This is a genomic window from Kribbella sancticallisti (genome assembly GCF_039530625.1).
Lineage (GTDB): Bacteria > Actinomycetota > Actinomycetes > Propionibacteriales > Kribbellaceae > Kribbella > Kribbella sancticallisti.
Genome location: NZ_BAAAOS010000032.1, coordinates 26,539 through 42,765, shown reverse-complemented (window position 1 = coordinate 42,765; position 16,227 = coordinate 26,539). Strand labels below are relative to the sequence as shown.

15 protein-coding genes are annotated in these 16,227 nt (G+C 69.5%); 6 read left to right on the top strand and 9 right to left on the bottom strand.

Annotation, left to right across the window (positions count from 1 at the left end):
- The first annotated feature begins 49 nt into the window (after positions 1-49).
- The 4 genes from ABD255_RS22750 to ABD255_RS22735 all read left to right on the top strand — a co-directional run bounded on the left by ABD255_RS22750 (position 50) and on the right by ABD255_RS22735 (position 6,109).
- A complete protein-coding gene (locus ABD255_RS22750; RefSeq protein ID WP_344217137.1) occupies positions 50-622 on the top strand; it encodes a GNAT family N-acetyltransferase in 573 nt (190 codons plus the stop codon).
- Positions 623-802: 180 nt separating this feature from the next.
- Entirely contained in the window at positions 803-1,438 is a 636-nt protein-coding gene (locus tag ABD255_RS22745) for a sigma-70 family RNA polymerase sigma factor (RefSeq protein ID WP_344217135.1), read from the top strand.
- Between the two features lie 15 nt (positions 1,439-1,453).
- Entirely contained in the window at positions 1,454-3,250 is a 1,797-nt protein-coding gene (locus ABD255_RS22740) for a glycoside hydrolase family 15 protein (protein ID WP_344217133.1), read from the top strand.
- A 78-nt stretch (positions 3,251-3,328) separates the two neighbouring features.
- Entirely contained in the window at positions 3,329-6,109 is a 2,781-nt protein-coding gene (locus tag ABD255_RS22735) for an ATP-binding protein (protein WP_344217131.1), read from the top strand.
- 61 nt (positions 6,110-6,170) lie between these two features.
- On the opposite strand, the gene ABD255_RS22730 is transcribed toward ABD255_RS22735, so the two are convergent.
- From ABD255_RS22730 to ABD255_RS22705, 6 genes are all read right to left on the bottom strand, one after another.
- Positions 6,171-7,004 carry an alpha/beta fold hydrolase gene (locus tag ABD255_RS22730; RefSeq protein ID WP_344217130.1) on the bottom strand — a complete coding sequence of 278 codons (834 nt, stop codon included), beginning with the start codon at positions 7,002-7,004 and terminating at the stop codon, positions 6,171-6,173.
- Positions 7,005-7,122: 118 nt separating this feature from the next.
- On the bottom strand, positions 7,123-7,878 hold the full coding sequence (locus ABD255_RS22725) for an SDR family oxidoreductase (protein WP_344217128.1): 756 nt from the start codon (positions 7,876-7,878) through the stop codon (positions 7,123-7,125).
- 114 nt (positions 7,879-7,992) lie between these two features.
- Positions 7,993-8,931: a hypothetical protein gene (locus ABD255_RS22720; RefSeq protein WP_344217126.1), complete on the bottom strand. Its 939-nt coding sequence runs from the start codon at positions 8,929-8,931 to the stop codon at positions 7,993-7,995.
- Positions 8,928-9,416, bottom strand: coding sequence for a hypothetical protein (locus ABD255_RS22715; RefSeq protein ID WP_344217124.1), 489 nt, complete (start codon positions 9,414-9,416; stop codon positions 8,928-8,930). The genes ABD255_RS22720 and ABD255_RS22715 overlap by 4 nt, the downstream gene beginning before the upstream one ends.
- 3 nt (positions 9,417-9,419) lie before the next feature.
- On the bottom strand, positions 9,420-10,643 hold the full coding sequence (locus tag ABD255_RS22710; RefSeq protein ID WP_344217122.1) for a macrolide family glycosyltransferase: 1,224 nt from the start codon (positions 10,641-10,643) through the stop codon (positions 9,420-9,422).
- Positions 10,640-11,527, bottom strand: a complete 888-nt coding sequence (locus ABD255_RS22705; RefSeq protein WP_344217120.1) for a patatin-like phospholipase family protein — start codon at positions 11,525-11,527, stop codon at positions 10,640-10,642. The genes ABD255_RS22710 and ABD255_RS22705 overlap by 4 nt, the downstream gene beginning before the upstream one ends.
- A gap of 688 nt (positions 11,528-12,215) precedes the next feature.
- Between ABD255_RS22705 and ABD255_RS22700 the strand changes: the two genes are divergently transcribed.
- Positions 12,216-13,124 (top strand): GTP-binding protein LepA, encoded by a 909-nt coding sequence (locus ABD255_RS22700; RefSeq protein ID WP_344217118.1) that lies wholly within the window; start codon positions 12,216-12,218, stop codon positions 13,122-13,124.
- Positions 13,125-13,172: 48 nt separating this feature from the next.
- Here the strand turns inward: ABD255_RS22700 and ABD255_RS22695 are convergent, their stop codons facing one another.
- From ABD255_RS22695 to ABD255_RS22685, 3 genes are all read right to left on the bottom strand, one after another.
- Complete coding sequence (locus tag ABD255_RS22695) at positions 13,173-13,766, bottom strand: TetR/AcrR family transcriptional regulator (RefSeq protein WP_344217115.1); 594 nt, start codon at positions 13,764-13,766, stop codon at positions 13,173-13,175.
- A 119-nt stretch (positions 13,767-13,885) separates the two neighbouring features.
- Complete coding sequence (locus ABD255_RS22690) at positions 13,886-14,464, bottom strand: hypothetical protein (RefSeq protein ID WP_344217113.1); 579 nt, start codon at positions 14,462-14,464, stop codon at positions 13,886-13,888.
- Between the two features lie 52 nt (positions 14,465-14,516).
- On the bottom strand, positions 14,517-14,939 hold the full coding sequence (locus tag ABD255_RS22685) for a protein-tyrosine phosphatase family protein (RefSeq protein ID WP_344217111.1): 423 nt from the start codon (positions 14,937-14,939) through the stop codon (positions 14,517-14,519).
- A gap of 242 nt (positions 14,940-15,181) precedes the next feature.
- On the opposite strand from ABD255_RS22685, the gene ABD255_RS22680 reads away from it, so the two are divergent.
- Positions 15,182-16,213 carry a polyprenyl synthetase family protein gene (locus ABD255_RS22680; RefSeq protein ID WP_344217109.1) on the top strand — a complete coding sequence of 344 codons (1,032 nt, stop codon included), beginning with the start codon at positions 15,182-15,184 and terminating at the stop codon, positions 16,211-16,213.
- The last annotated feature ends 14 nt before the right edge of the window (positions 16,214-16,227 follow it).

The window sequence follows — 16,227 nt, the reverse complement described above, 5'->3', positions numbered from 1 at the left end:
CGGTCGCTTCTTGAAAACTGATCGATTCGGCTGTGGCATCGTGGGAGCCATGAGCATCGAGGTTCGCCCGGCCGCGGTCTTCGAGGATGTCCGGGCCGTGCTCGGCCCGAAGTCGCCCGGGTCCAACGTCTGCTGGTGCCTGAGCTACCGGATCCCGTCCAAGCTCAACAACGAGCTTCGCGGTCAGGCGCGCGGCGAGTACGTCGCGGAGCTCTGCCGCTCCGAGCCCGCTCCGGGAGTGCTCGCCTACGACGGCGACGAGCCGGTCGGCTGGGCCGCGGTCGCCCCGCGCTCGGAGACCTCCTTCGCCCGGAACCGCAAGATCCCGCACGTCGACGACCTGCCGGTCTGGTCGCTGTGGTGCATCCGCGTCCGCCCCGGCCACCGGAAGTCAGGACTCTCGCACGTCCTGATCACCGGCGCCGTCGAGTTCGCCCGTACCAACGGCGCTCCGGCGATCGAGGCCTACCCGCTGGACAACGGCGACGCCAAGGTCGACCTGACGATGGCGTACGCCGGAATCCGCAAGAACTTCGAACGCGCCGGCTTCACCAAAGCCGCCGACACCACCTCAGTACTGGCCGGCCACCCCCGGATCCTGATGCGCCGCGACCTGCCCTGACACCCTCTGCGGAGGACGATCCGGAAGCCCGAAGCAAAGTGGCCCCCACTACGTAGTGGGGGCCACGACTACGTGGCCACCTACGTGGTTCTAGTGGCGCGATGAGAGGGCCGGGCGGCGCACCGTGATGGCAGAGGGCATTCGCGAGATGCCTGCCAGAGCGGGAGAGGAGCCGGGACCGTGAATGCCGACGCGGTGGAGCAGCGAGTCAACGGTGACCTCGACGAGGCGGTTGCGATCTTCGTCAGTGTGCGACCTCGGCTGATGGCGATCGCGTACCGGGTCCTGACCAGCACGGGCGAGGCCGAGGACGTCGTCCAGGAGATCTGGCTTCGCTGGCAGAACATGGACCGTACGGTCGTGCTGAATCCACCGGCGCTGCTGTCGACGATGACGACCCGGCTCGCCATCAACGTCAGCCAGTCCGCCCGGCGGCGCCGCGAGATCTCGGTGGACCCCTGGGCCCTCGAGGCGGCTGACGCGAGCGACGACCCGGCGGCACGGGCCGAGCGCCGCGAGGCCGTCGAGCAGGCGGTGCAGATCATCATGGGCAGACTGGCGCCCAGCGAACGCGCCGCCTACGTCCTCCGGGAGGCGTTCGACTACCCCTACCGGCAGATCTCGGAGATCCTCCACCTCGGCGCGGCCAACACCAGGCAGGTGGTCTGCCGTGCCCGCGCGCACATCGCCGCCGAAAGACGCGCGGTCATGGGTCCGGCCTCCCACGAGCGCTTCCTGCAGGCATTCCTCAGCGCTGCCCGCGCAGGCGACTTCACCGACCTGGAAGAACTTTTGGCCACCGACCGGGCCAGCTGAGACGAGGCTCGCGCAATGAAACACATCGAGGACTACGCGCTGATCGGGGACCTGCGTACTGCGGCACTCGTCGCCGTCGACGGATCCATCGACTGGCTCTGTCTACCCCATTTCGATTCGGCCGCGCTGTTCGCGGCCTTGCTGGGCGATCCCGGCAACGGCCGCTGGACCATGGGGCCCGCGACAGGTGGCCGCTGCGCCCGCCGACGCTATCGAGGGGACTCGTTGATCCTCGAGACGGAGTGGGTCAGCCCCGCTGGACAGGTACGGGTCACCGACTTCATGGACCCGACCGGCCCCGAGGGCCAAGTGATCCGCATCGTGGAGGGCTTGGCGGGTCGGGTCCGAATGCACACCTCGTTGGCGATGCGGATGGACTACGGCAGGGTCCACCCCGTACTCCGGAGCGTCGGCGGGCAGATCCTGGCAACCGCGGGCACGGACGCCGTCTGGCTCTCCAGCAGCATCGACATGGTGGCCGAGCTCGACAACTCGCTGACCGCCGACTTCAGCGTCGCCGCGGGCGATCGGCTCTCCTTCGTCCTCACTCACACCCGCACCGCGCCGAGACCGGTCAGCCCGGCCTGCTCCCTGACCACAACCGAGGCGTTCTGGGACCGGTGGATCAGCCAGTGCACGTACTCCGGGCCGTGGGCCGACGCGGTCAGGCGCTCACTGATGATCCTCAAGGCCCTCACCCACACCCCGACCGGCGGCATCCTGGCCGCGGCGACGACCTCGTTGCCCGAGGAGATCGGCGGCACCCGAAACTGGGACTACCGGTACTGCTGGCTGCGGGACGCCAGCTTCACGCTGCAGGCGTTTCAGGCCACCGGCTTCGTGGAGGAGGCCGCGGCCTTCAGGGACTGGCTGGCTCGGACTGTCGCCGATGACCCGGACGACGTACAGGTCATGTACTGCCTGGACGGCAGCCGCCGACTGCCCGAGCGGACACTGGACTGGCTGCCCGGCTACCGAGCGTCCGCACCGGTCCGCATCGGCAACGCCGCCGCCAGGCAGGTGCAGAACGACGTCTGGGGCGAGCTGATGGATGCCCTGTGCGGAACATCCCGCGGTGCCGACACAGCGATCCACGACCTCCTGCTCGGGCACCTCGAAGACAGTTGGAGGGAACCCGACAACGGCATCTGGGAAATCCGCGGACCACGGCGCCACTTCGTCCACTCCAAGGCGATGGCCTGGGTCGGCGTCGACCGAGCCGTCCGCGCCCTCGAGCACCAGAAGACCGCCCCGGCGTCCCTTGAACGTTTGCGGCACCTCCGCCAGGCCATGCACGACGAAATCTGTCACCGTGGGTTCAACGCCGCGCTCCGCAGCTTCACCCAGTGCTACGGCTCCAGCCGGCTCGACGCCTCCGTCCTGCTCCTACCTCGCTACGGATTTCTCCCCTGGACCGACCCCCGCGTGGTCGGCACCGTCGATGCCATCCAAACCCACTTGACCCACGACGGACTGGTACTGCGGTACGCCGTCGGCCGGCGCCGACCCAACTGCGACGGTATCCAGGGCAAGGAAGGCGCGTTCCTGGCCTGCTCGTTCTGGTTGGCCGACGCGCTGCACGGGATCGGGCGGACCGACGAGGCCGAGGCGTTGTTCGAGCGCCTCCTGTCACTCCGCAACGACGTCGGGCTGCTCAGCGAGGAGTACGACGCCGCGACAGGGCATCACCTCGGGAACACGCCGCAGGCCTTCAGCCACGCCGGGATCGTCACCACCGCCCTGCATCTCAGCCGCCACCGGAGCGAATTGGTTGCCTCGTCGCTCGCATCCCCGGACAGCGTGGCAGGGTGAGTCGCGCCGTCCGGTACTGCGTGAGGTTCGTTGCACCGCCGGGCCGCGCGCGGATACGCTCAGGCTCGGGCGGTGGGCATGACGACGGGAGACCGAGGCATCCAGCTACAGGGTCGGCGAGACGAGTGCCAGACTCTCGATCGGCTTGTAGCCAGTCTGAGAGCCGGGCAGAGCGCCGCGTTGGTCCTTCGTGGTGAAGCCGGCATCGGCAAAACGGCGTTGCTCGACTATGTGCGGGCGCAGGCGTCCGGATGCCGGATCGTGCGAGCCGCGGGCGTCGAGTCCGAGATGGAGATCGCGTACGGCGGCCTGCACCAGCTCTGTGGCCGGCTCGGGGAGCGTTTGTCCGACCCTCGGTACGAAGCGCTCACCACCGCGTTCGGGATCTCCTCGGGGCAGCCGCCGGATCGGTTCGTCGTCGGGCTCGCGGTGCTGAACCTGCTCACCGAGGTTGCCGAGGGCAAGCCGCTGATCTGCTTGATCGACGATGCTCAGTGGCTCGACCGAATCTCCGCCCAGACCCTCGCCTTCGTAGCCCGCCGGCTGCTGGCCGAACGGGTCGCCATCGTGTTCGCCGTCCGCGCGCCCGAGGACTCGCGCGAGCTGGCCGGTCTGCCGGAGCTCGACGTCCGCGGCCTTGGCTACAGCGACGCCCGCGCCCTGCTCGACCGGTCGATCACCGTGGTGGTCGATGAGCACGTACGCGACCGGTTCGTGGCCGAGACGCGGGGGAACCCGCTCGCGCTGATCGAGCTGCCCGGGGCGATGCCGGCCGGGCAGGTCGCGGGTGGGTTCGGGCTTCCGGTCGTGCGCCCGCTGGCACGCCGGATCGAGGATGGGTTCGTCCGCCGCCTGCAGCCGCTGCCGTCCGAGACCCGCCGTCTCCTGCTGACCGCCGCGGCCGAGCCGGTCGGTGACGCGCCGCTGCTGTGGCGCGCGGCCGAGCGGCTCGGAATCGAGCCCGGGGCGGCCGCCGTGGCCGAGTCGGCGGGCTTGATCGAGATCGGTGCCCGGGTGCGGTTCCGGCATCCGCTGATCCGTTCCGCCGTGTACCGGGCGGCCTCGGGTGAGGATCGGCGCAGTGTGCACCTCGCCCTGGCCGAGGCCACCGACGGCCGCCGTGACCCTGATCGCCGGGCCTGGCACAACGCCTACGCGGCGGTGGGGCTCGACGAGCCGGTAGCCGGCGAGCTCGAGGGTGCGGCAGCGCGAGCCCAGTCCCGTGGCGGCGTCGCGGCCGCGGCAGCGTTCCTGGCCCGGGCCGCGGAGCTGACGCCGGGTCCGGGCCGGCGCGCCGAGCGCACTCTGGCCGCCGCCGACGCGAAGTTCCGGGCCGGTGAACCGGACGCTGCCTACGACCTGCTCGCGGCTGCTGAGATCGGCCCGATGGACGACCTTCAGCGCGCTCGGCTCGCCCGGCTGCGGGCCCAGATCGTGTTCGCCCACGGGCGGGGGAGCGAGGCCGGTCCCTTGCTCCTCGACGCGGCCAACCAGCTCGAGGCACTCAACGATCCCGCTGCGCGCGAGACGTACCTCGAAGCGCTCGGTGCCGCCATCTTCGTCGGCCGGCTCGGCAGCCTCCGAGGGATACAGGAGGCCGCCGAGGCAGCTCGGGCGGCGCGACCGGCAGTTCCGCCGCCTGGATCGATGGACCTCCTCCTGGACGGGATGGCCACCCGCTTCACCGCGGGCTATGCGGCCGCCGTACCTCAACTGAGGAAGGCTCTCGAGGCCTTTCGCCAGGAGGCCCAGACCAACGAGGTCACGCTGCTGCGCTGGCTCTGGCTGGCCTGCCCGGTCGCGCCCGAGCCGATCGCGCCCGATCTGTGGGATGACGATGCCTGGCATGAGCTCGCCGGCCGGGCGGTCAAGCTCGCCCGCGGGGTCGGCGCCCTCGGTGTTCTCCCGATGGCGCTGTCCTACCGCGCCGGCGTCCATCTGCACGCCGGCGAGTTCGCCGCGGCGGCGGCCCTGGTGACCGAGGCGGAAGCGATCGCCGAGGCCACCGGCAACGCGCCGCTCGGCTACACCCGGCTGCTGCTCGCCGCCTGGCGCGGCGAGGAGGCCCCGGCGATGAGGTTGGTCGAGGCACAGATCAAGGACGCGACCCTGCGGAGCGAAGGCCGAGCGCTCGGTCTGGCTGCTCACGTGACCGCCGTGCTCTACAACGGTCTCTCCCGTTATGACCTGGCCCTCGGCGCCGCCCGGCAGGCGTGCGAGCACGAGGACCTGGGATTCTTCGGCTCGTCCCTTGCCGAACTGATCGAGGCCGCGGTCCGCAGCGATGACGCCGAGTCTGCGGCCGAGGCGTTGCGGCAACTGGAGGATCGCACCCTTGCGGCCGGCACCGACTGGGCCCTCGGAATCCTGGCGCGCTCGCGGGCCCTGCTCGCCGGCGGCCGCCAGGCCGACGCGCTCTACCAGGAGGCGATCGATCGACTGGGGCGAACCCGGATCGTCGTGCAGCACGCCCGTGCCCACCTCTTGTACGGCGAGTGGCTGCGCCGCGAGCAGCGTCGCCAGGACGCCCGGTGGCATCTTCGCCTCGCCCACGAACGCCTGAGCGAGATCGGCGCCACGGCGTTCGCCGAGCGGGCGGGCCGGGAGTTGGCCGCCACCGGCGCGACCGCCCGGAGCCGGACGGTCGAGAGACGCGAGCTCCTCACCGCCCAGGAGGCGCAGATCGCCCACCTCGCCGCGGACGGCCTCACCAACCAGGAGATCGGCACCCAGCTGTTCCTCAGCCGGCACACCGTGGAGTGGCACCTCCGCAAGGTGTTCACCAAGCTGGCCATCTCATCCCGCAAGCAACTCAACGCACCTCTGATCGATGCCGTAAGCCCTATCTCAGCGGGGTGATCCACCGCGCGGGCACCGGGCCCTGGTGGCCCGATGCCCTGGTTGGAATCAACCGGTCCTGCTAGCGAGTGCGCGCGGCCTGCTTGATCACCTGGGTGACGGTCTTGGGGTCCGTGATCAGGCCGACGTGTCCGGCGTCGAACTCGGTGATGGTGGAGCCGGCCCGCTCGGCCATCGCCCGTTGCACGCTCGGCGGGATGATCTTGTCGTTGGTGCCGATGAGGTACCGGGACGGGATCGTCTGCCAGGCCGGGGTGTCGGACGGCTCGTTGAGTGCGCCGATCGTGGCCGGTCGCTGGGAGGCCGTCAGGACTGCCTTGTCGTCGTTGCTCAGTTCGGGTGCGAACGAGGTGAAGACGGTCGACCTCTTGAGGTACAGGTCGGTGCCCGGGCCGGGCGGAAGGTTGGCGGGAACGAAGTCGAACACGGTCGTCGGATCCGCCGACAGCGCGGAGTCCGGCCCGGCGAGCTGGGTCGCGGTCTCACCCGCGTCGGGTGCGAAGGCGTTGACGTAGACGAGTGACTTGATGTTCGGGTTTCCGGTGGCCGCGTTGGTGATCACGGCCCCGCCGTAGGAGTGGGCGACGAGGACGATGGGTCCGGTCAGCGATTCCAGGAAGGTCTTCACGTACGCGGCGTCGCCCGACAGCGAGCGCAGCGGATTGGCGACGGCGACGACCTGGTACCCGTCGTCCTGGAGCCTCTCGATGACTCCGGTCCAGCTGGAGGCGTCCGCCCAGGCTCCGTGCACGAGGACGACGGTGGGCTTGGTTCCGGACCGGCCTTCCTGGGCGAAGGCGGGGGTGAGGCTCGCCAGGACGAGGGCGACCGCGGTGAGGAGGATCGCGGGGGTTCGTCTGCTGCCGCGAAGGGCGTGCGTGAGGGGATTGGTCATGAATCTTTCCTGTTCCATCGAATCCGTCGGAGTCGAGCGGGTAGTCGTCGACTCAGCTGTATGACAGGTTGCCGACCCGCCCTGTGACAGGACGCCCAGACCGGCCGCGAACCTTTGGCTACGACATGGCCGCGGTGCGAACCAGCCAGTCGCTGTACTGGGTCTCGCCCAGAATCGCGCCGTCGCCGGGCACCAGTGCGCCCTCGGCGGGCGAGACGCCGAAGTACATGGCGCTGGGATCGGTGACGACCTCCCGGGGATCGTTGCGGGCGGCAAGCGCCTGCCGGAAGAAGTCGTCCATCCGGTACCGCTCGGGGCCGCCGATCTCGACCCGCCCGTTCAGCGGTGAACCGGCCGCGGTGCGTCCGACGGCCTGGGCGACGTCGTCGCCGGCCATCGGCTGGAAGAAGATGCGGGCAATCCGGACGGTGTTGCCGTCGGTGGCCGCGTCGGCGATGCCGGGGACGAACTCGAAGAACTGGGTGGCGCGCACGATCGAGTACGGCATCGAGAAGTTCTCGATCAGCTCCTCCTGGGCCAGCTTGGCCCGGAAGTAGCCGCTGTCGAGCAGCAGTTCGGTGCCGACCACGGACAGCGCGACGTGGTGGCGGACGCCGGCCTCGGCCTCGGCGGCGAGAATGTTGCGGGTGGAGGTCTCGAAGAACGTCATCACCGCGTCGTCTTCCCAGGAGGGGGAGTTCGACACGTCGACCACCACGTCCGCGCCTGTCAGGGCCTCGGCGAGTCCTTCGCCGGTGATCGTGTTGACGCCGGTGTTCGGCGCCGCCGGCACGGCCTCGTGACCATGCTCACCAAGCTTCGCCACCACCTTCGAACCGATCAGACCAGTACCGCCGACTACCACGATCTTCATCTCGGAACCTCCCTGTCACCGGGACACGAGTTGCCATCCGGTCACCTGGTAAGTCCGTACAGCGCTGTGCCCTGTGACAACGGCCTCCAGGAACGGCCTCCAGGACAAGGGCCTTCAGGACAACGGTTTGTCCGCTGCCGCGTTCGTGTCGTAGCGGGCGCGGATGAGCGCGATCACGGTGTCCGCGGTGCGTTCGAGGTGGCTCCGGCCATCGGGCAGCAGGGCTGTCGGACTGATGTAGCTGCGCGGTCCGACGTGAGTTGCCGGGTCGAGCCGGTGAACGGTGATCTTGCCGTCGCGGCGGGCCCGGTTCCAGCCGGTACGCCGGAGGATTCGCCAGCGCTGCGGGAAGATCCAGGTACCGACGCGCTCGATCCGGTCGCTCGAACTGGTGAGCTGATGCAGGTGCCAGACGTTGGTCAGGTCGTTGGCGCCGTTGTGGAATCCGCCGAGCGAGATCAGCAGCAGCGGGCAACGCAACTGGCTGTGCAGTTCGTCGGCGGCTCCGGTGGCCACTTGGGCGCCGCCGCTGTAGCTGAGCAGCACCACGGGGATGCCGCTGTCGGGCTGGTAGCCGGCGAGCCGGAGCTGAGTGGCGATCTGGCTGCCTATGGCCCGGTTGTACAAGGGCCGGTACCGGTGGTCCGCGGCGACGAAGGTCTGCATGACGTTGTGCAGGAACAGCAGCAGTCCTGCTCGGCGGCGCAGCCACGCCCATACCGGCCGATCAGCGAGCGGGTCGGCCAGCGGCGAGTACGGCTGAACCTGACCCAGCACCCGCAGTTCAGGTGCTCCGGCGATCAGGGCCTGGACCAACTGGCCGCCGTCCCGGCTGTCGTGGAAGCGGCGTTTCCCGATGCCGTCGAGGAAGACCAAGTAGGCACCCGGGGGAGTGTCAGGTGATGCACCCCGGGCATAGGGCACACCCGCCGGGAGTTGGGTGGTGGGCGCCCGCCAGCCGACGCTGTAGGCGAGTACTTCGTAGCGGGCCAGCAGAGCTTCGACGACCAGAGCCAGCCCGAGCCCGCCGAACCAGAGCAGAAGGTTGTTCATCGGACCGGCTCCGGCACTCCAGTGGCCAGGATCATCGCGACCAGCCGCCGTACGAGGTCGACCGCGACAGCAAGCCCGAGGCCGGCGGCTGCGACGCAAACGGCGGCGAGTCCCCAGTCCAGGCCGGTGGCGTCCGCGAGCGGGCCGGTCAGGCTGACCCCGACCGCCGCGATGAGCAGCAGGTGCAACAGGGGTCCGAGCAACGGAAACGCAAGGATGGCCGCGAGCACCAGCGGCGCTATCAGGCCCGGAGTCCACACCAACCCAGCGGTGTCGGCCGCCGCGGTGGGCATCATCAGTTCGGCAAGGGTCCACGTGACCAGTGGCCACAGCGCGATCACAGCGCCCTCGATGAGGGCGCCGGCCAGCAGCAGCCCGATCACAAGGGTCCGCGACATCCCGGGTCGGCGCGCCACCAGGGGCAGGACCCGCCCGGCTGCCTCCGACAGGCCGGCGAGCAGACACAGCACGACGACGGCTGACATCGGTCAACCTCGCTCCGAGGGATCGACCGGAGCCCGCCGATCGACCGAGCCGGTGGCCGGCAGGTACTGCTCGAGCTCGTCGGCGGCACGGTGATAGCCACCCGCCTGACGCTGGGCGGCCTGCAGGGTGGTGGCAGCCGCATGGAACCGAGGCTCGCCGAGCAGCCGCTGGGCGAGACCCCGTACGGCGTCCTCGGCGACGTCCTGGGTGCGAAGGGACAGGCCTGCTCCGAGTTCGACGACGCGACTGGCCACCAGCGGCTGGTCGGCGCCCTGCGGAACCACCAGCAGCGGCACCCCGGCGTACAGGGCTTCGTTGACGCTGTTCATTCCGCCATGGGTGACGAACATCGCCGCGCGCGCCAGCAGTTCCGGTTGTGGCACAGAACGGCGTACGAGCACGTTGGCCGGCAACGGATCCAGCTCGGCGGGATCGGTCTGTCCGGTGGAGACGACCACGGTGCCGCCCAGCGGGGCGAGTGCGGTGGCGAAGGTCCGCAGCAGTCGGGGGTCGGCCTTGAACACGGTGCCCAGCGAGACGTACAGCACCGGATCCCGCAACTGATCGGCCGGGAACGAGGGGTCGCTCGGACGGGCGCCGATGCTCGGGCCGACGAATCGGTAGGACTGGTCGAGGTCCTCGACGCCCGGCTGGAACGCGCGCGAGGTGTAGACGAGATTGAGTGACTGGCGGATGTTCCCCAGATCCAGCACTGGCAACTGACGTGCGTCGAAGCGGCGGTGCAACTCCCAGCGCGACCGCAGGTACCGCAGGACGATGCCGGGTTGAGACGCCGCCGCCAGCAGCAGTTCCGCCGAGGCGCCGGTGGGACTCGGCACCTGCCGGTTGAACGCGAACGTGGTGAAGGACGACACCGCTGGAATCTTCAGTTCACGGGCGGCGACCGCGCCCCACAAGCACGCGGCGTCATGGACGATCAGGTCGGGCCGGACGCCCCGCAGTTCGGCGAGCACAGTGGGAAGCACCCGTACTGCGGTCGCCGCGAGCCCTTCCAGCAGCGCGACGGGTGTCGGCGGATCGGGTAGCGGCTGCTCTCCGCCGGAGTACAGGAACACGGTCGCTCCGACAGCCTCGATCTCCGCTCGGAAGGCGGGCGAGGTGTGGTAGGTGACCGTGTGGCCACGCCGAACCAGTTCGGCGACGACCGGCAGCGTCGGGTTGACCCGCCCGTGCATGCCGATGTTGAGGAAGGCGACGGTACTCATCGGGTGACCCCCGCTCTGGAGGAAGTCGGTGGGTGGACTCGGCCGGCCGGCGCCTGACCGGCGCGGGCATGATCGTCGTCTCGGTACAGCCCGGCCCCATCGATGTGCAGCTGGTCGAGGAAGCGCCCGGCCGTGACGGACGCGGTACGGATCAGCCGCTGCGAATGGCCGAAGTCCCACGGGGCGGGCCATTCCTCGATGCCGGTCGGCAGCACGACGGTCGGAAGGTGCTCGGACACCGCGCGCAGGTCGCCCTCGATCTGATGGTGCACCTGCAGCACGGCGGCCCTGGAGGCGATCGCCCCCGCACCTCGGGGCGGGGTTGTCGGACGCAACGGCCAACTCGCCGGGCCGGTGGACAGCACCACCACGCTGGCCGCCCCGGCCTGCTCGGCCGCGCGTACGGGGACATAGGCAACCATCCCGCCGTCGACCAGTGTCCGGTCCTCGTGAATCACCGGCGGCAACACCCCGGGAATGGCCGCGCTGGCCAGCAGCGCGGCCTCGAGGTCTCCGTGGTCGATCAGTACCTCGGCGCCGGTGACCAGGTCCATGGCCACCGCGGTGAAGGGGATCGGCAACTCCTCGATCCGCGACGGCAGTCCGGCCCGGGCGATCAGTCGGCGCAGCCCGCGATCAGAGAAGATGGCGGACCGCGAGGACAGGAAGCCGAACGGGTACACCTCCCGGCGACGCAGGTGGGTCCACACGTGGTCCAGCCATGGCGCCGCGCGGTCGGGGTGGGCGGCCGCGATCGCACCGGTGAGGGCGCCCACCGAAGTACCGACGATGAGGTCCGGGACGAATCCTCGCTGCTCCAGCGCGTACCCGACACCGACATGTGCCGCTCCGAGCACACCGCCGCCGCCCACCACCACGGCCACGGGACGGGGCAACGCGCCCAAGCCGTCAGGTGCCGGATCTCCCGGCGGCCGGCTCGGGGCCAGGGTGCTGACGCCGGATTGTGCCGATGACGCTGGTCCCCTGCCACCGGTAACCGTCATGATCCACCTCTCCACCACGGCGTTGAGGGAGTGATTCCCTAACTAGGACCAGGTGCCGGGCCGATCTGTGACACCTTCCGCCAGATGTCACAGAGCAGTGGCCCGTGCGGTCCTATGGGCGCACGGCCCATCCTGAAGAGAGAGCTAGATCACCAAAAGTCAACGCGGGTTGACTTTCATTCCGGGCGGGATCTACCGTCGAAGTCAACAGGCATTGACAAACTTGCCGGCCAGTCGGAGATGACGCGATGACAGAGGAAGTCGACGGGTCGGCACCCTGGCTGCCGGACGCGCGGCAGTTCCGGCTCGAGCGTGGCGTCCCGCACCCCGGCGGTGACCGAGCTTCGGTGCCACCGGCCGGTTCGGTCATCGACGTCGCCCACGGCACACCGTTCGCCGTAAATAGCGCGCCCTGGCCCCCGAACCAGGCGACAGTTGGAACACACCGGTGCGGGCCCGCACGCCCACCAGGTGCGGCAACTCGACCACGCCAAGACGCTGACCGGCCGATCGCTTCCGGGGCCGGTCAGCGATCCGCCCTCTCAGGAGCCACGGAGGAGAAGAGGCCATGACCCAGGTCAATGTCCGCTCGGAGCGGAGCCGTACGCCCAGGCGCGCTTCGCCTGACGGGCTCCGCCGATTCGTCGAGACCTTCGCCGAGGACCATCCGCCGCTGTCGCTGGACGCCGCCGACCTGACCATCAAGGACCCCGACGAGGTCCGCCGCCGCTACGGCGGGGTGTTCAACTATCTGACCCGGGTCGAGCTCGAGGTCGAGCGGAACGTGCTGGAGTTGCGGGCTCTGATGCCCGACGCCACCGACACGGACCGGTTCTTCTACGAGGACGTCTGGTCGCCGCAGGAACTGCAGCACGGCCTCCTTCTCGACGCGGTCCAGCACGGCTTCGGGATGACGCCGGCACCGATCGACGTGGCGGCGGCGAGCCTGAAGATCCGGCTGGCCGGCGCCCTCTCGCACCTGCCGGGCATGCTCGGCGTCATCCGGCTGCTCTACTACCTGACCGGCGCGGCCACCGAGCGCTCCGCGGTGATCGCGTACTCGCGGCTGGTCGACGGACTCCGCCGGATGGGCGAGCATGCGATCGCGGAGACGGTCATCGCCCCGATCAGGCGGCAGGAGCCAGGGCACTTCGCGTTCTACCGGATGTCGGCCGAGTCGCTGGTGGGGGACGAGGGGCTCAAGAACTGGCAGCTCTATCTCGCGCGGCTCCTGCGCCGCCGGTCGTTCGGGCTCGTCGGCGTGAACAATCGCCGGCAGCGCGCGGACTTCGGTGACGTCGCCAAGGCGCTGGAGTTCGACCGGGATCTCCTGGACGTCGCCCGGCAGATGAGCCTGGTCGAGCGCCAGATGCTCTGGGCTCAGAAGCAGGGGATGGAGATCCCCGGCTACATCCTGGCGGCCCTTCAGGATGCGATCGCACTGGGCACCGCCCGCAGGGAGGGAGCCGAGATCTGAGCGACGGCCGGCGCCCGGCCCCGGGTCGCCGAGCGCTGGGGCCGGCAATTACCGGCCGCGCTTGGGAGTGGTCAGGCTGCCGTTGAGATAGCGCTGCACCGTCGGCGCCATGTCCGCGATCAGGCCCTCGGCGTCGCGATCGGTCATGTCGGGCAGCCGCAGAACGTAGCGCGTGAGGACGAGCCCCAGCAACTGGCTGCTGATGAGGCTGGCCCGCCGGGCCGCCTCCGACTTCGGTACTACGGCCGCGACCACGCCGCGGACCTGATCCCGGAAGACCTCCCTGAGCCGCTCCGCCGCGGCCTCGTGCGTGACGGCGGATCGAAGCAGGATCGGGAGTGCGTTGTGCCTCGCCTCGCCTTCCCACATGCCGAGGAAGTGCCGCAGGAGCACCTCACCGCGGTCGTCGGCCTCGACGGCCCGGAGGTCGGGCAGATGCAGGTCGATGTCGACGACGGTCGCGAACAGCGTCTCCTTGTTGGTGAAGTAGCGCAGCACCATCGCCGGATCGATCCGCGCCTGCGAGGCGATGGCGCGGATGCTCGCGCGGTCGTACGGGTGCTGGGCGAACTGTTCGCGAGCGGCCACCAGGATCGCCATCCTGGTGCGGTCCGACTTCTTCTCACGCGCGGGGACCGGCATGAGTCGTCCTTCCGGGCGGCGACGTCCTGGGGAGCGGTCGGCGGGATTGTGCGCGGCGGTGAGACGAGCATAGCAAAGAAAGTCAACACGGGTTGACTTTGGCTCCGTACCCGGTGGTGTCAGCTGAGGATCGGTGCCTGCACGCGTTTCGGGGCACTTGGTGCGTGGCCGGTGACTGTATCGATGCCTGCGATGAGCATCCGGCGCAGCAGTTCGTCGGGGTCGGTGTGAGGACTGTGCGCCGCCGCGTGCGCCGCCGCCGAGATCGAGCTGGGCGCCGAGGACCGGATGTAGGTGATGAGGCGCCGCCTGTCCTCCAGATCCGCGCTCACCTGCTCCGCACGGATCAGTGCCACGGCCAGGACGATCTTGTCCTGGTCGGCGACGACCGGAAGTACGGTCCTCACCACGCGCGCGACGAGCCGCGGGTGGACGATCGGGTCGTCGGAGGTCACGCCGATCACCGTCGGGATCAGCGGTGCGAGCGCGGCGCGGCCCGCGTCAGAGGTTCGGTCGTTGACCTCGCGGGCGAGGTAGGCCAGCAGGGAATGGGTACAGCTCGGATGGTCCGACCACTTCTCCCCGGCCAGGTACGAGGCGTACTCCATGAAGCAGGCGCCCTGCTGAGCGTGCCGGTGGCTGCCTACCGACAGGACCGGTACGCCGTCCACCGTCCTCGGTCGCGCGGCCGGCCTCATGAACCCCTTCATGGTCGTTCAGGTACCCGCTGCCTCGCATGCCATTCCCCCGTCAGAAACTGCGGACGTAACGCTTCTGCCAGGGGGTCTCCACGGCGCGCCGATCGTAGTTCGCGCGGACGAAGGCCACGGCTTCGCCCGCCGGTACGCCGTCCAGCACGGCCAGGCACGCGAGCGCAGTACCGGTCCGGCCTTTGCCGCCTCCACAGGCGAACTCGACCCGATCGTGCTCCAGCCGGTCCAGCGCCTCTGCGAAGGCCCTCCGCGCCTCGTCCCGATCCGCAGGCAGCCGAAAGTCCGGCCAACGGATCCACCGAGACTCCCACCCCACCGGATCCGGCCTCGCACCCAACAAATAGACCCCAAAAGTCGGCGACTGCCCGGACGGCAGCCCCCTGCGCAGCCCCCGCCCCCGCACCACCAGCCCCGACGGCAACCGCAGCACGCCCGGCGTCCCCAACTCCCACTGCTCCATCGCTTCTCCAGCCTCCACTCGGGTTCTGCACAAGTTTGACGGGTTTTGTTGCGTCAACGGTGGGTTTGGGGGCACATAGGGGGGCACTACCGTCCTGGGCGATGGAGGCCGCAGTGACCAGTACCAATGGCAGTCACCATCTTCTGGACCAGCAGTTCAGGGATCTCATGGGGCAGCGGCTCCGTCCGACGGAAGCCGATCTGACGGGGTGACTGGAGGCGCACGTCGCCGGCACCCGGGCGATGGTGTCGGCGTTCACGATGCAGCGCTGCGCGGACTACTTCACCGCTGCGGAGACTCAGGTACTGCGGCCGGTGCTGGAGTCCTTCGTGGCGCGCGGCAAGTACCTGCGCTCGAGCTTCGCTTATCTCGGCTGGCTGTGTGGCCGTCCCGAGTCGGGCGCTGCCGCTCGCGCCATCGCGAGCCTGGAACTGCTGCACGCCTTCGCCTTGATCCAGGACGACGTGATGGACGATTCGGCGACTCGTCGCGGGGAGCCCACGACCCATGTGCAACTGACCGACTGGGTCCGCGGCCGGCAACAACCCGTCGGCGAGCCGGATCGGTTCGGCAGGTCCGCCGCGCTCCTGCTCAGCGACCTGTGTCTGCTGTGGGCCGAGCGGATGTTGCGCGAATCGGGGCTACCGACGGACGCCATGGCGCGAGTCTGGCCCGTCTACGACCAGATGCGCAGTGAGTTGGCAGTAGGGCAGTACAGCGATCTCCTCAACGAGCACGCCGCCACCACGTCGTTCGACACCGTGATGGACATCGCCCGCCGCAAATCCGGCAATTACTCCGTACTGCGTCCGCTGCAACTCGGTGCGGCCTCCGCGGGCTGCGGACCACTGGTCATGCAGATGCTGCAGGTGTACGGCATAGCTGTCGGCGAGGCGTTCCAGCTGCGCGACGACCTTCTCGGTGTCTTCGGAGACCCAGCCGTCACCGGCAAACCAGTGGGCGACGACCTCCGGCAGTCGAAGGCGACCAGCGTGATCGTCGCCGCGTATGACCTGGCCGACCCCGTCCAGTACCAACAGCTTCGTGACTTGTCCCAGACACGACCAGGTCCTCATGACGACTCGGAAGAGGCCTGGGTGCGCGCCTGGCAGGAGGCGATTCGGGCAACCGGCGCCGACCAGTTCATCGAGCGACTGATCGCCGAGCGCGTTGTGATCGCCACAACGGCCTTGAGCAGAACGGATGCCGTTCCCAACCTGCCCAGGGACATGCTGATCACGCTGGCTGACCGATGCACCCGGCGCTCTCGATGACACCCGGAGCCAAG

Bases quoted from the DNA above. Each gene is read 5' to 3' on its own strand.
- ABD255_RS22730 (WP_344217130.1), bottom strand. From the start codon at position 7,004: ATGACCAATCCCCTCACGCACGCCCTTCGCGGCAGCAGACGAACCCCC.
- ABD255_RS22735 (WP_344217131.1), top strand. From the start codon at position 3,329: ATGACGACGGGAGACCGAGGCATCCAGCTACAGGGTCGGCGAGACGAG.
- ABD255_RS22720 (WP_344217126.1), bottom strand. From the start codon at position 8,931: ATGAACAACCTTCTGCTCTGGTTCGGCGGGCTCGGGCTGGCTCTGGTC.
- ABD255_RS22690 (WP_344217113.1), bottom strand. From the start codon at position 14,464: ATGAGGCCGGCCGCGCGACCGAGGACGGTGGACGGCGTACCGGTCCTG.
- ABD255_RS22685 (WP_344217111.1), bottom strand. From the start codon at position 14,939: ATGGAGCAGTGGGAGTTGGGGACGCCGGGCGTGCTGCGGTTGCCGTCG.
- ABD255_RS22725 (WP_344217128.1), bottom strand. From the start codon at position 7,878: ATGAAGATCGTGGTAGTCGGCGGTACTGGTCTGATCGGTTCGAAGGTG.
- ABD255_RS22700 (WP_344217118.1), top strand. From the start codon at position 12,216: ATGACCCAGGTCAATGTCCGCTCGGAGCGGAGCCGTACGCCCAGGCGC.
- ABD255_RS22715 (WP_344217124.1), bottom strand. From the start codon at position 9,416: ATGTCAGCCGTCGTCGTGCTGTGTCTGCTCGCCGGCCTGTCGGAGGCA.
- ABD255_RS22695 (WP_344217115.1), bottom strand. From the start codon at position 13,766: ATGCCGGTCCCCGCGCGTGAGAAGAAGTCGGACCGCACCAGGATGGCG.
- ABD255_RS22740 (WP_344217133.1), top strand. From the start codon at position 1,454: ATGAAACACATCGAGGACTACGCGCTGATCGGGGACCTGCGTACTGCG.
- ABD255_RS22710 (WP_344217122.1), bottom strand. From the start codon at position 10,643: ATGAGTACCGTCGCCTTCCTCAACATCGGCATGCACGGGCGGGTCAAC.
- ABD255_RS22680 (WP_344217109.1), top strand. From the start codon at position 15,182: ATGGTGTCGGCGTTCACGATGCAGCGCTGCGCGGACTACTTCACCGCT.
- ABD255_RS22750 (WP_344217137.1), top strand. From the start codon at position 50: ATGAGCATCGAGGTTCGCCCGGCCGCGGTCTTCGAGGATGTCCGGGCC.